General features: G+C 73.0%; 10 protein-coding genes. 6 read left to right on the top strand and 4 right to left on the bottom strand.

Annotation, left to right across the window (positions count from 1 at the left end):
* The first annotated feature begins 69 nt into the window (after positions 1 to 69).
* Genes ACGFNF_RS20895 through ACGFNF_RS20870 form a run of 6 tightly spaced genes read left to right on the top strand, consistent with a single transcriptional unit; the run spans position 70 to position 5,786 of the window.
* On the top strand, positions 70 to 915 hold the full coding sequence (locus ACGFNF_RS20895; RefSeq protein ID WP_393169960.1) for a 3-hydroxyacyl-CoA dehydrogenase family protein: 846 nt from the start codon (positions 70 to 72) through the stop codon (positions 913 to 915).
* 10 nt (positions 916 to 925) lie between these two features.
* On the top strand, positions 926 to 1,180 hold the full coding sequence (locus tag ACGFNF_RS20890) for an acyl carrier protein (protein WP_151452356.1): 255 nt from the start codon (positions 926 to 928) through the stop codon (positions 1,178 to 1,180).
* A 7-nt stretch (positions 1,181 to 1,187) separates the two neighbouring features.
* Entirely contained in the window at positions 1,188 to 2,336 is a 1,149-nt protein-coding gene (locus ACGFNF_RS20885; RefSeq protein ID WP_393169958.1) for an acyl-CoA dehydrogenase family protein, read from the top strand.
* The gene (locus tag ACGFNF_RS20880) at positions 2,333 to 3,397 is read left to right on the top strand and encodes an HAD-IIIC family phosphatase (protein ID WP_393169956.1); all 1,065 of its coding nucleotides are present in this window, start codon (positions 2,333 to 2,335) and stop codon (positions 3,395 to 3,397) included. The genes ACGFNF_RS20885 and ACGFNF_RS20880 overlap by 4 nt, the downstream gene beginning before the upstream one ends.
* The gene (locus tag ACGFNF_RS20875) at positions 3,394 to 4,179 is read left to right on the top strand and encodes a thioesterase II family protein (protein WP_393169954.1); all 786 of its coding nucleotides are present in this window, start codon (positions 3,394 to 3,396) and stop codon (positions 4,177 to 4,179) included. The genes ACGFNF_RS20880 and ACGFNF_RS20875 overlap by 4 nt, the downstream gene beginning before the upstream one ends.
* The gene (locus tag ACGFNF_RS20870) at positions 4,176 to 5,786 is read left to right on the top strand and encodes an AMP-binding protein (protein ID WP_393169952.1); all 1,611 of its coding nucleotides are present in this window, start codon (positions 4,176 to 4,178) and stop codon (positions 5,784 to 5,786) included. Before ACGFNF_RS20875 ends, ACGFNF_RS20870 begins: the two co-directional genes overlap by 4 nt.
* Before the next feature lie 63 nt (positions 5,787 to 5,849).
* Here the strand turns inward: ACGFNF_RS20870 and ACGFNF_RS20865 are convergent, their stop codons facing one another.
* The 4 genes from ACGFNF_RS20865 to ACGFNF_RS20850 are packed head-to-tail and all read right to left on the bottom strand — an operon-like array spanning position 5,850 to position 13,829.
* Entirely contained in the window at positions 5,850 to 9,614 is a 3,765-nt protein-coding gene (locus tag ACGFNF_RS20865; RefSeq protein WP_393169950.1) for an SDR family NAD(P)-dependent oxidoreductase, read from the bottom strand.
* Positions 9,615 to 9,668: 54 nt separating this feature from the next.
* Positions 9,669 to 10,430 (bottom strand): ABC transporter permease, encoded by a 762-nt coding sequence (locus tag ACGFNF_RS20860; protein ID WP_151452353.1) that lies wholly within the window; start codon positions 10,428 to 10,430, stop codon positions 9,669 to 9,671.
* The gene (locus tag ACGFNF_RS20855; RefSeq protein WP_393169947.1) at positions 10,420 to 11,316 is read right to left on the bottom strand and encodes an ABC transporter ATP-binding protein; all 897 of its coding nucleotides are present in this window, start codon (positions 11,314 to 11,316) and stop codon (positions 10,420 to 10,422) included. Before ACGFNF_RS20855 ends, ACGFNF_RS20860 begins: the two co-directional genes overlap by 11 nt.
* Positions 11,317 to 11,336: 20 nt before the next feature.
* A complete protein-coding gene (locus tag ACGFNF_RS20850) occupies positions 11,337 to 13,829 on the bottom strand; it encodes a BTAD domain-containing putative transcriptional regulator (RefSeq protein ID WP_393169945.1) in 2,493 nt (830 codons plus the stop codon).
* Positions 13,830 to 13,901 lie beyond the last annotated feature (72 nt).

The following is a 13,901-nucleotide window of genomic DNA, read 5'->3' as shown; positions in this document are numbered from 1 at the left end:
GCGCACGCGACCCGTCGGCGGCGGGTGCTCGGCAAGTTCAGCCAACCAGGGTACGGAAAGGGAGAAGTCATGACCGTCATCGGCGTAGTCGGCGCCGGCGTCATGGGCGTCGGAGTGGCACAGAATCTGGCCCAGTACGGGTACGAGGTCGTCCTGGTCGACCGGACCGAGGAGATCCTCGCCGGGGCCCGGGCCGTGATCGCCCGCAACTGCCGGATGAGCCGGCTGATGGGCGGACCGGCGCTGGACCCGGACGCCATCCTGGCGAGGATCACCACCGCAGTGGGGGTCGAGGCGTTGGACAAGGCCTCGGCCGTGATCGAGAACGTCACCGAGAACTGGGACATCAAGCGCGAGGTCCACCAGCGCCTCGACGAGGTGTGCCCGGCGGAGACGGTGATCATCGTGAACACCTCGGCGATCCCCATCACCCGGGTCGCCGCGGTCGGCAAGCACCCGGAGCGGGTCATCGGGGTGCACTTCATGAACCCGGTACCGGCCAAGCCGGTGGTGGAGATGATCCCCGGCTTCCACACCTCGGCGTCGACCATCGAGCGCACCCGGGAGCTGCTGAGCGGGATGGGGAAGAAGGCGGTCGACGTCAAGGACGCCTCCGGCTTCGTCTCCAACCGGGTGCTCATGCTGACCGTGAACGAGGCGGCGTTCCTGGTCCACGAGGGCGTCGCCACCGCCGAGTCGGTCGACGAGGTGTTCCGGGGCTGCTTCGGGCACCCGATGGGTCCGCTGGAGACCGCCGACCTGATCGGCGTCGACACGATCCTCTACAGCGTCGAGGTCCTCTACGAGCACTACGCGGACAGCAAGTACCGCCCGTGCCCGCTGCTCAAGCAGATGACCGACGCCGGACTGCACGGCCGGAAGACCGGCCGTGGCTTCTACAACTACGAGAGCTGAGGACGACACCATGTCGGAGACGGTCAACACCCAGATCCTGTCCTTCATCCAGGGTCGCTTCCCGCAGGCGCAGATCGGCGAGACCGACGACATCTTCGCCTGCGGCTACATCAACTCGCTCTTCGCGATGGAGCTGGTGATGTTCCTCGAGAAGACCTTCGAGTTCACGATCCCGAACGACGAGCTGAGCATCGACAACTTCCGTACCGTCAGCGCGATGACCGCGCTGGTGGACCGGCAGCGTCGCGGCGTGACGGTCGGGTAGTGCGGCGATGACGAGTCTCATGCAGGCGCCGCTCCTGACCGGACCGGTGACCCGGGCCAGCACCCGTGCCTTCGTCGACGAGCACATCTCTCCGTACGCCGACGCCTACGACCGGGCCGGCGCCATCCCCGAGGAACTCCTGGAGCGGATCGGCGACGCCGGGCTCTGGGCGCCGTTCCTGCCCCCGGCGGTCGGCGGCGCCGGGCTGGACCTGGTGACCCTCGGCGAGGTGCACGAGGAGGTGGGCCGGGGCTGCTCCTCGGTACGTAGCCTGCTCACCGTGCACACCATGGCCTCCTGGGCGGTGCAGCGCTGGGGCAACGCCGAGCAGTTGGCGCGCTGGGGGCCGGAGCTGGCCAGCGGGCGTACCCTCGGGGCGTTCTGCCTCTCCGAGCCGGGCGCCGGCAGCGACACCTCCAACCTGGCCACCACCGCGGTCGCCCGGGGCGGCGACTGGCTGCTCAACGGGGTGAAGACCTGGACCACCGGTGGCCAGCGGGCGGACCTGTTCCTGGTCTTCGCCCGGACCGCGTCGAGCATCGTGGCGCTGCTGGTGCCGCGGGACACCCCCGGGGTGTCGGTGCGGCCGATCCACGACATGCTCGGCACCCGGGCGTCGATGCTGGCCGAGATCACCTTCACCGACGTGCTGCTCGGCCGGGAAGCCCAGCTCGGCCCGAGCGCCTTCGCCTCCGGGATGGTGCTCACCGGCACGCTGGACCTCGGCCGGTACAGCGTCGCCACCGGCAGCGTCGGCATCCTCCAGGCATGCCTGGACGCCTGCGTCGGCTACACCTCCCGCCGCAGGGTCGGCGGCTCGCCGCTACGCGACCTGCCGCTGATCCAGGCGAAGATCTCCGACATGGTGACCGACGTCCGGGCGGCCCGGATGCTGGTCGCCGAGGCCGGCCGGCTCAAGGACGCCGGTGACGCCTCGACCATCATGGCGACCTGGGTGGCGAAGTACTTCGCCTCCACCGCCGCAGCGCGGCACGCCGCCGAGGCGGTCCAGGTGCACGGCGCCAACGGGTGCAGCCCGGACTACCCGGTCGCCCGCTACTACCGGGACGCGAAGGTCATGGAGATCATCGAAGGCAGCAACGAGATCCAACGGATGACCATCGCCGGCGAGGCATACCGGGGGTGGGCGGCATGAGCGTGCTGGCGCAGGCCCCGCCGACCAAGCCCAAGCAGGGCCGCATCAAGTGTGTGGTCTGGGACCTGGACCACACCGTCTGGGACGGGGTGCTGCTGGAGGACGGCGAGGTGACCGTCCGGCCGGCCGCGGTCGAGCAGATCCGCGCGCTGGACGCGATGGGCGTGCTCAACTCGGTGGCCAGCAAGAACGACCACGAAGCGGCCATGGCCAAGCTGCGCGAACTCGGCCTGGACGAGATGTTCGTGTTCCCCCGGATCGGCTGGGACGCCAAGTCCGAGTCGATCCGGCAGATCGCCGCGAAGCTCAACCTGGGCCTGGACGCGTTCGCCTTCGTCGACGACCAGGAGTTCGAACTGGCCGAGGTGGCGTACGCGCTGCCCGAGGTGACCTGCGTGGACGCCGCCGACATCGAGCAGGTGCTGACCGGGGTCGAGTTCCGGCCGCGGTTCATCACCGACGAGTCGGCCCAGCGCCGGGGCATGTACCAGAGCCAGCTGACTCGCGACGAGGTGGCCGCCGACTTCGTGGGGACCAGCGAGGAGTTCCTCGCCACCCTGGACATGACCTTCACCATCGAGCCGGCCCGGCGGGAGGACCTGCAGCGCGCCGAGGAGTTGACCGTCCGCACCAACCAGCTCAACTCGACCGGCAAGACGTACTCCTACGACGAGCTCGACGCGCTGCGCGAGTCACCGGACCACCTGTTGCTGGTCGCGACGCTGACCGACCGGTTCGGCTCGTACGGCAAGATCGGCGTCGCGCTGGTGGAGAAGAGCGAGCCGGACTGGCGGCTGCACATGATCCTGATGTCCTGCCGGGTGATGTCCCGGGGCGTCGGCTCGGTGCTGCTCGGCCACATCATGGGCCAGGCGAAGGCGGCCGGGGCCGGCCTGCGGGCCGACTTCGTGGAGACCGGCCGTAACCGGATGATGCAGATCACCTACGCGTTCAGCGGTTTCCGGGAGGTCAGCCGGGACGGTTCGCACCTGGTGCTGGCGGCGAACCTGGACAACCTGCAGGAGCCGCCGGACTACGTCCGGATCGAGGTGCTGCGGTGACCAGGACGGTCGACGACACCCGGCTGCGCCGCTGGCTGCCGTTCGGCATGTCCGACGGCGACGTGCGGCTGTACTGCCTGCCGCACGCCGGCGGGTCGGCGTCGGCGTACCGGCCCTGGTTCGGCCGGTTGGGGCCGGTGGCGGTCTGCCCGGTGCAGCCGCCCGGCCGGGAGACCCGGCTGCGGGAGGAGCCGTTCACCGAGGTGGAGGCGCTGGTCGGCGAGCTGGCCGAGGTGGTGCTCACGGAGGACGACCGTCCCTGGGCGGTCTACGGGCACAGCCTGGGCGCGGTGGTCGGGTTCGAGCTGGTGCGCGAGATCCGCCGGCGCGGCGGCCCGGACCCGGTGCACCTCTTCGTCTCCGCCAGCCCGGCACCCGGCACGCCGGACACCGACCCGCAGGTGACCGGGCTGGACGACGAGCAGGTGGTGGCGATGCTGCGCCGGCTCGGCGGCACACCGGACTGGATGCTGGCCGATCCGAGCGTACGGCGAATGATCCTGCCGCCGTTCCGCGGCGACTTCGCGCTCAAGGAGAACTACCGGTACCGGACCGAGCCGCCGCTGCGGGTGCCGATCACCGCGATCGCGGCCAGCCACGACCCACGCGCCAGCGCGGTGTCGATGCACGGCTGGCGCGAGGAGACCACCGGGCGGTTCCGGGCGCACAGCATCGGTGGTGGACACTTCGCCGTCCTCGAACAGCCCTCGGTGACCCACCGGTACATCGGCGCGGCGCTCGGTGTGCTCGCCGGCGCCGGGCCGGTGGGAGGGACCCCGTGAGGACGGCGCAGATCGCGACGCGGTCGCCGCTGCCCGGGCGGTCGATCGACGATCCGCCCCGGCCGGCCCCGGTGCCGGCCGGGGCGCCGCCCCGGGTGCTCGCCGAGTGGTTCGACCGGGGGCTGCGGATCGACCCGACGGCCGAGGCGCTGCGGGTCGACGGGCACACCTACAGCTACCGCTGGCTGCACGAGCGGGCGTTGGCGCTGGCCGGCGACCTGGTCACCACGGCCGGCGCGGCGCCGCGCCGGGTCGGACTGCTGGCCAGCCGCACCCCGCAGGCGTACGCCGGTCTGCTCGCCGCGGTCTACTCCGGTGCGGCGGTGGTGCCGCTGCACCCCGACTTCCCGGCCGAGCGGACCCGGCAGATGATGGCGGCGGCCCGGGTGGACACGCTGATCGTTGACGAGCACGGCGAGCGGGTGCTGCCCGAGTTGGCCGCCGAACTCACCGACGTGGTGGTGGTCCGCGAGCCGGGTGGCACCCCGCTGGCCGCGCCCCGGCAGGTCGCTGCTGACGAGATCGCCTACATCCTGTTCACCTCGGGCTCCACCGGCCGGCCCAAGGGCGTACCGGTGCTGCACCGCAACGTCGACGCGTACCTGCGGTTCGTGCACGACCGGTACGGCTTCACCGCCGCGGACGTCTTCTCCCAGACCTTCGACCTGACCTTCGACCTGGCGATGTTCGACCTCTTCGCGGGGTGGGGCAGCGGCGGCACGGTGGTCACCGTCCCGCCCACCTGCTACGCCAACCTCGCGGAGTTCCTGACCGAGCACCGGATCACCGTCTGGTTCTCCTCGCCCAGCGTGATCGCGCTGGCCCGCCGGCTGCGCCGGCTGGCGCCCGACGCCTTTCCCGGCCTGCGTTGGAGCCTGTTCTGCGGGGAGCCGTTGCTCGCGCACGACGCCGCCGACTGGCAGGCCGCCGCACCGGGCAGCCTGGTGGAGAACCTGTACGGCCCGACCGAGCTGACCATCTCGTGCAGCGTGCACCGGTGGGACCCCGACTCGTCGCCGGCCCGCTGTGTCAACGACGTGGTGTCGATCGGCACCATGCATCCGGGCATGCGCCACCTGATCCGACCGGTCGCCCGGGAGGCGGCCGACGACGCCGGGATCGAGCTGCCCGGCGCCACCGCCGGTACCGTCGGTGAGCTGTGCGTGACCGGGGACCAGATGTTCCCCGGTTACCTCGACCCGGCCGACGACGAAGGCCGGTTCCTGCGCCACGGCGGCGAGCGCTGGTACCGCACCGGTGACCTGGTCCGGCCGATCGGCGGCGGCGAGCTGGCCTACCTCGGCCGGGTGGACCACCAGGTCAAGATCCGCGGGGTACGGGTCGAACTGGCCGAGATCGAGTGCCGGCTGCGCGCGCTGGACGGCGTCCAGGACGCGGTCGCGGTGGTGGTGGACGACGTGCTGGTGGCGTTCTGCGTGGGGGTACGCCGTCCGGCCGCCGTGCTGGCCGGTGAACTGGCCGCCACCCTGCCGCGCGCACTGCTGCCCCGGCGGTTCGTCTTCCTGGCCGAGTTTCCGCTCAACACCAACCGCAAGACCGACCGTCGGGCGTTGGCCGCGACCGCCGCCGAGCTGGTCGGCAGCTGACCCGGCGAGCGAGGGGGGCACCGGCAGACCGCCGGTGCCCCCTCGCTCGGTTCAGCCTGACTGTTAGTGATCCTGCCCGACCAGGGCGGCCAGCTGGCGGACCGTCGGGTACTCCACCAGCGCGGTGACCGGCAGCTGCGCCGAGACGTTGCTGCGCAGCTTGGTGGCGAGCGAGATGGCGATGAGCGAGTGTCCACCCAGCTCGAAGAAGTTGTCGGTGGCGCCGACGGTCTCCAGGCCGAGGGTGGCCGCCCAGATGTCGGCGATCGTGCGTTCCACCCCGGCCGCCGGTTCGACGTACGGGGTGGCCAGCGTGGGCCGGGGATGGCGCTCGCGTTCGACCTCCTCGGCACCGCCGGCCGCCGGGTCGTTGGTGACCCACTGCGCGATCCGGGCCTCGATCGGGCCCGTGGAGATCACCAGGTGGCCGACGTGCCCGACGGCGGCGAGGGCCCGACCGAAGACGTCGACCCCCTCGGCCGGCGACATCTCGTACTCGCGGACCGTCTGCCCGGTCATCCCGTCCGGTCGGCTCGGATCGATCGCCCAGGTGTCCCAGTCGACGGTGATCCAGCGCCCCTCGCCGTGCAGCCGGGCCACCCGGGCGTACGCGTCGAGGCCGGCGTTCGCCGCCGAGTACGGTCCCAGCGCGATCCCGCCCAGCACGGCGGAGACCGAGGACAGCGTGATGCGCCGGTCCGGGGCGTGCCCACCGAGCACCGCCTGGAGCACGTGGAAGCCGTGGATCTTGGCGTTCAGGTGCGCGTCGCAGGACGCCCGGTCGGAGAGGTGGGCCAGCCCGAAGTGCTCCGGGCTCTGGATGCCGGCCGCGTGCACCACCACGTCGATGCCGCCGAACTCGGCCACCGCGGCGTCGACCACCTCGCGCATCCGCGCCTCGTCCCCGACGTCGGCGGCTGTCGCGAGCACCGCGGCGCCCTGCCGCTCCAGGTCGAGGATGTTGCGGATGTGCCGGGCGACCCGGTCGTCGCCGTCCTTCCGCGCCGGCCACTGCTCGCGCGGCGGCAGCGCGGTCCGGGCGGTGAGCACCAGTCGGCAGCTGTAGCGCTCCGCCAGGTGCCGGGCCAGCACCAGCCCCACGTCGCCGAGCCCGCCGGTGATCAGCACGGTCTCGCCGGCGCTGACGATCGGCCGGTCCGCCGTCGGGGCGGGCAGCGGGTGCGGTCGGTAGTGCCGGGACCAGGCGTCGCCGTCCCGGACGGCGACCGGGCCCTGGTGCGGGTGCACGCTGGCGGCGAGCGCCTGTTCGATGTCGACGGTGCCGGCCACGTCGACGTGCCGGCAGGCCAGGAACGGGTTCTCCTGGGCCAGGCTCGGCGCCAGCGCGGCCAGCGTGGCGTGCTCGGGGTGGCGCAGGTCGGCACCGAGCACCCCGAGCGCCCCGGAGGTCAGCAGCACCAGCTCGGTCGGCGGGGTGTCCGGGTCGTCGGCCAGCGCCCGCACCAGGGCGAGCGCGGAGCGGAATCCCCGGTCCTGCTCCCGCTCGAAATGCTCGCCGCCGGTGCCCTCGGGGGAGCCCAGGCTGAACCCGTGCACGATGGTGCGTGGGGCGACGAACAGGGCACGGACCAGCTCGGCCAGGTCGTCCGGCGCGTCCGAGCGGACGGTGAAGTCGCCGGCCTCGTCCTGCGCGAACGCCTCGCCCGGCCGGGCCGCGCAGACCTCGGCACCGGCCTCGGCCAGTCGGGCGAGCAGCGCCTCGCCGCGCTCGTCGGCGGTGAGCACCAGCCACGGGCCGGCGGCGCGCAGCCGCTCGTCCAGGTCGGCGGTGTCCAGCGGGCGCGGTGTCCAGGTCGGCAGGTAGGTCCACTCCGCCGGGTCGTCGACGCGGCCCTCGGCCGGCCGCGCCGCAGTGGCCTGCGCCGGGCGGGGCTTGACCCAGTAGCGGCTGCGCTGGAACGGGTAGGTCGGCAGCTCGACGCGCCGGCCGGCACCCAGGTGCAGCGCCGCCCAGTCCACCGTCGCCCCGGTCAGCCAGACTTGGGCCAGGGTGGTCAGGACCCACTCGGCGGCGACCTGGTCACCGGGGGCGACGAGCACCTCGACCGGGCTGGCGGGGCCGGCCGGCTCGCCGGCCAGCACCACCCCGAGCCGGGCCAGCCCGGTGCCGAGGTCGGCCAGCACGCTGTTCCGGTCGGTGCCACGCGTTGCGCCGTCAGCCGGCAGCAGCGGGCCGACCGCCGCGGACAGCTCGGCCCACCAGGCGTCCGGTACGCCGTCACCGGCGCGTAGCAGCACCGCCGGATCGCGCCGACGGGTCTCGCCGTCGATCCACCGGCCGGCGTCGGCCAGGGCCGCGATCGCGTCGTCCCGGTCCCGGCAGACCACCGCCCTGCGCAGCGCGAAGCGCCCACGGGACACCTGCAGGGTGTACGCGACGTCGGCGAGGTCGGCCTCCGGGTGCTGGACCAGGTGCTGGCGCAGCCGGTCGGTCAGCGCTTGCAGCGCGGTCGGGTCAGCGGCGGAGAAGGTCAGCAGCTGCGGACCGGCCGCAACCCGGGGGGCACGCGTCGGCGCCTGCTCCAACACCACGTGCGCGTTGGTGCCGCCGAGCCCGAACGAGCTGACCCCGGCGCGGCGCGGGTCGGGCCCGGCCGGCCAGGGGCGGGGCTCGGTGAGGACGGTGAACCGGTCGGCCGCCGCGGCGAGCGTCGGGTTCGGTGCGGTGTAGCCGGCGACCGCCGGCAGGATCTCGTGCCGCAGGCTCAGCGCGGCGCGCATCAGGCCGGTCACCCCGGCCGCGCGGTCCAGGTGCCCCACCGAGGGTTTGATGGAGCTGAGCACGCACGGGGTCGGCGGGGTCGCCTGGAACACCCGGCTCATCGCCGCCAGCTCGATGGAGTCGCCCAGCGGCGTGCCGGTGGCGTGGCATTCGACGTAGCCGATGGTCTCCGGCTTCACGCCGGCGACGGTCAGCGCCGTCTCGATCACCTCGGCCTGGCCCTCGACGCCGGGCGCGGTGTAACCCACCCGCTCCGGGCCGTCGTTGTTGACCGCCGAGCCGAGGATGACCGCGTGGATGACGTCGCCGTCGGCGAGCGCGTCGGTCATCCGCTTGAGCGCCACCACCCCGACGCCCGAGCCCATCACGCTGCCGTTGGCCGCCGCGTCGAAGCTGCGCACCCGGCCGTCGGGGGAGAGGATCCCGCCCTGCTCGTAGCGGTAGCCGGCGGGCTGGGGCAGCGGCAGGAAGGCGCCACCGGCGAGGGCCACGTCACAGTCGTAGGTCAGCAGGCTCTGGCAGGCCAGGTGCACCGCGACCAGCGAGGTGGAGCAGAACGTCTGCACGGTCACGCTCGGCCCGCGCAGCCCGAGCTTGTACGAGACCAGCGAGGTGAGCGAGTCCCGTTCGTTGCCGACCGCGAAGAGCAGGCCCTCACCGGGCTCGTCGACCATGTGCGCGACGTTGTTGATCATGTAGTCCGGGAACGCGCAGCCGGCGAAGACCCCGACCCGGGCGCCCGGGTCGACCGGCTGGTAGCCGGCGGCCTCCAGCGCCTGCCAGGAGCACTCCAGGAAGAGCCGGTGCTGCGGCTCCATCGTCTCGGCCTCGCGCGGGCTGAAGCCGAAGGCGCCCGCGTCGAACAGGTCGAGGTCGTCGACCGGGCCGCCGACGCGTATGTAGTCCGGGTCGGCGGCCCGGGCCGGGTCGACACCGGCGCGGGTCAGCTCCTCGTCGGTGATCGGCCGCAGCCCGGGCACCCCGTCGCGCAGATTGCGCCAGAGTTCGCCGACGTCGGCCGCCCCCGGAAAGCGCCCGGCCATACCGATGAGCGCGACCGCGGAGTCGTAGTCAGTTTCAGTCACGATGACCTCCAGGTACACCGGATCGGGGGTTCGGACGGATTGCTCGGGTGCCGCTCACATCAGCCGGCTGCGGCCCCAGCCCCGAGCGAGCCGCCAGGAGGCCAGCCCTCCGGCGACGAGGGCGATGCCCAGGCAGACCAGTGCCGGGCGGAGCATGCCGGCGGGGTCGCTGTCGACCGCGGCACGCAGCATCGACATGGCCCAGTAACCGGGGGAGAGCGGCGCGACGTGCTGCGCCCAGCCGGGCATCAGCGACACCGGTACCAGCGCGCCGCCCAGCGCGCTGACCATGATCGCCCCCAGGTCGGAGGCGACGCTCAGTTCGCCGCGGCTGCGTACCACGGTGGCCAGGGCGGCGCCCACCGCGAGCAGGGTCAGCCCCCAGATGCCGACCGCGAGGGCCAGGTAGCCGACCGCGGACGGCCGAGGTAGGGGCAGCCCGACGACCAGGCAGCCGAACGCGAACAGCACGGCCTGCTGCAACAGCAGCAGGACGAGCACCGGACCGGTCTTGCCGAGCAGCAGCTCGACGCGGCCGGCCCGGCTGGCCCGCAGCCGGTCCCAGGTGCGCCACTCCCGCTCCACCAGGATCGAGTTGCCGACGATCGACAGCGCGAAGACCGAGAACATCACCAGCGGCCCGGTCACCGCCTGCAGCGTGCCGCTGTCCAGCGCCTCCTCGTAGAGGGGCTTGAGCACCAGCATCAGCACCATCGGCAGGGCGATGTAGCTGATCAGCTGGGCGGGGTCGCGCAGCCGGAGCACGGCGTTGTGCCGGACCAGCAGGCCGGTACGGCGAAGGGCGTCAGTCGACATCGGTTACCGCCAGCGAGTGGTAGAGGTCGTCAAGATCGGGACGGCGCAGCTCGACGGACTCGACCTGACGGTCCGTGCCCTTCAGCAGCTCCACCAGGGCGGTGGTGGGGTCGGTGGTGGAGACCTGCACCACCTCGTCGGCGAAGGTCACCCGGACCTCGCCAGGCAACCCCTCAAGCAGCTCCGCGCTGCTGCCGCGGGCGATGATCCGGCCGCGTCGGGCGACCGCGATACTGGCCTGCAGGTCGGTGAGTTCGTTGAGGTAGTGAGTGGTGTAGATGACCGCCGCCCCCTCGCCGGCCCGCTGCTTGACCACGTTGAGCAGCGCCTGCCGGGTCTCCGGGTCGGCACCCGCGGTCGGCTCGTCGAGCAGCAGCAGCGACGGTCGGTGGATCAGGGCCACCGCGGCCTGGGTCCGGCGTTGCTGCCCGCCGGAGAGCACCCCGACCGGCCGGTCCAGGAACCCGGTCAGGTGCAGGCCGGTGGCGAGGTCGTCGATCTCGGTACGCAGTGCCTGGCGCCGCAGCCCGGCGATGCCGCCGAAGAGCCGCAGGTGCTCCCGGACGGTGATCGGCGGGTACAGCGCGATGTGCTGCGGTGAGATGCCGATCTGCCCGCGCGCCTGGGTGGGGGTCCGGCCGTCGACCAGCACCACCCCGCTGTCCGGCCGGATCAGGCCGGAGACCACCTCGACGAAGGTGGTCTTGCCGGCACCGTTGTGTCCGACCAGTCCCACGATCTCGCCCCGGGCGACAGTCAGGCTGAAGCCGGCCAGCGCAGCCACGTCGCCGTAGCGCTTGGTGACCTCGATCGCCTCCAGCGACGTCCACTCCTGATCCTGGTGTCGGGCCGGCGATCCGACCGGCTGCGCCTTGATCGTGCTCACATCAGCGTCCCTTCCCTGAGTCATTGGTCCTCCGCCATGCCGCTGGCCAGCCCGAACTGGTGCTGCCGGAACGGGATGCGGCCGACCGCGACCCGGTGCTCGGGATGCCGGTCGTCCCGGCGCGGCGCCCGGGTGTCGGGCACCAGCTGCGCCGGCGGGCTGCTCATCCGGTGCACCGCACTCAACGAGCGCAGCGTGATCGCCTGCCAGTCCAGGGCGCCGAGCTGGTCGAACGCCTCCAGGGCCACCTCGTGGCGGGCCGCGGCATGGTCCAGCCGCTGCTCGCAGAGGTCGAGCCGGCCGAGCCCGTACAGCATCACCGCCTCACCGAGTCGGTCCTCGGCCCGCACCGCGGCCTCCAGGGCGCAGAGGTTGCTCTCCCGCCACTCGCCGAAGCGGGACTGCGTCTCGGCGAGCGCGGCGACGGCGGCGGCGAGGTTCCAGCAGTAGGCCACCTCGCCGACGCGGGCGGCCTGCCGGACCGCGGCCAGCAGCGCGGTGCGTTCCCGCTCGTACCAGGCCAGCGGATCGGTCAGCGCGGCGTCGACGAGCGGCTCGGCCAGCGGCCAGACGGCCGCGGCTGAATGGCGGGCGATGCGGTGGCCGCCCTGCCGTACCCGGGCCTCGTCGGCCAGGAGGAGCCACCCGCCGAGCATCCGTCGGATCACGGCGGCCCGGTCGGCCGCGCTGCTCTCGGCCAGCGACAGGTCGCGGGCGTGCAGCCGGACCAGGTCGCGCAGTCGGTAGCGGGTGGCCCCGCCGGTGCCGCTGAGCACGTCGACCAGCCGGGCGTCGATGAGGGTCTCCAGTACCTCGGCGGCGGAGTCCGCGTCGAGCTGCAGCAGCGGGGCGGCCACCCAGGCCGCGAAGGTGTCGGTCTCCAGCTCGCCAAGGTGCCTGAACAGCAGCTGTGCCGCCGGCGGCAGGGCGTCGTAGGTCCCCCTCAGCCCGGCCCGTACGTCGAGGCCCTGGTGGACCAGCCCACCCAGCCGCTGCCCGGGCTCGACGAGCCGGGCGGTGAGCTGTCCCAGGCTCCAGTGCGGCCGGGCGGCGAGCCGGTTCGCGGCGATCCGCAGCGCCAGCGGCAGACCACCGCAGAGCTCGACCAGCTCGAGGGCCTTGCTCGGCTCAGCGGCGACCCGGTCCCGGCCGACCATGGCGGCCAGCAACTCGATGCCGTCGTGGGCGTCGAGTCGGTCGATCTCGAAGACGTGCGCGCCGGGCAGCCACGCCCGGCGGGCCCGGGTGGTCACGATCAGCCGACAGGCCGGCGTACCGGGCAGGAGCGGTCGGGCCTGGGCCGGGTCGCTGACGTCCTCGATCACCACCAGCATCCGCCGGTCGGCGAGGGCGCTGCGGTAGAGCGCCTCCCGGCCGTCGAGGGTCTCCGGAATGGTCGACCTGGCGAAGCCGAGCGACCGGAGGAACCGCTCCAGCACCTCGGCGGCGCCGTCCGGGCCGGGCGGCATCCGGGCGTAGAGCTGGCCGTCGGGAAACTCGCCGGCCAGCGCGTGCGCGGTCTCGATGGCCACAGTCGACTTGCCGACCCCGACGAAGCCGGTGATCACCGCCACGTCGAGCGAGTGGCGGTTGCGCCCTGTACCGGTTGCGTCGCCGAGCCGGTGACGCAACAGGTGCAGCATCTCCGCGCGGCCGGTGAAGTCCGGCGTCCGGGCCGGCAGCATCCGGGGTACCGGCATCCGCAACTGCGGCCCGGGCCCGGCCGCCACCGGCGTCGCCAGCTGGTCGGCGCCGGTCAGGATGGCCAACTCCAGTCGGTGCAGCGCCGGGCTCGGTTCGAGCCCCAGCTCGTCCACGAAGGTCTTGCGCACCGCCTGGAAGGTGGCCAACGCCTCGGCCTGCCGGCCGGACCGGTGCAGCGCCCTCATCAACTGGCCGGCCGGTCGCTCGCGCAGCGGGTACTCGGCGACGAGGGCCCGGATCTCGCCTATCACCTCGTGGTGCAGGCCCAGGTCGAGTTCGGCCTCGATGCACTCCTCGAGCACCTCGACCCGCCGTTCGGCGATCCGGACCAGCTTCGCCCGGACCGCGTCGCTGTCCACGTCGCAGAGCGGCTCACCGCGCCACAGGGCCAGCGCGGCGCGGAACGCAGTCCGCGCCGCCTGCGGATCCCGGGCCACGCCGGCGGCCCGGCCCCGGGCGACCAGGTCGGCGAAGACGTGCAGGTCGAGTTCGCCCGGCGTCAGGTCGATGAGGTAGCCGGTGCCCTGCATCCGGATGCGCTCGCCGAGCCCGGCCCTGGCCAGCGACCGGCGCAGCACCGACACGGCGGTCTGCACCTGGGCCCGGGCGGTGGTGGGCGGCGTCTCGCCCCACACCGCGTCGATCATCGACTTCAGCGCCACCACCTGGTTGGGGCTGAGCAGCAGCAGCGACAGCACGACGCTCTGCCGGCGCGCCGTTACGGTGACCGGCTCATCGCCCTGCACCTGCAACGGCCCGAGGACCCGGAAGCAGAGCGGGCCGCGCTCGTCGTCTTCCTGCCTGACCAATTGATCCACCTGCCTCATTCAGCGGTACTGCGACGACGGTTCGGAGTGTCGGGCTGCGGCGGCGTGCGGGCG

Origin of the sequence: Micromonospora sp. NPDC048868, from assembly GCF_043198195.1 — a bacterium.
GTDB classification, from domain to species: Bacteria; Actinomycetota; Actinomycetes; order Mycobacteriales; family Micromonosporaceae; genus Micromonospora; species Micromonospora reichwaldensis.
This window is presented reverse-complemented; position numbering and strand designations above follow the sequence as displayed.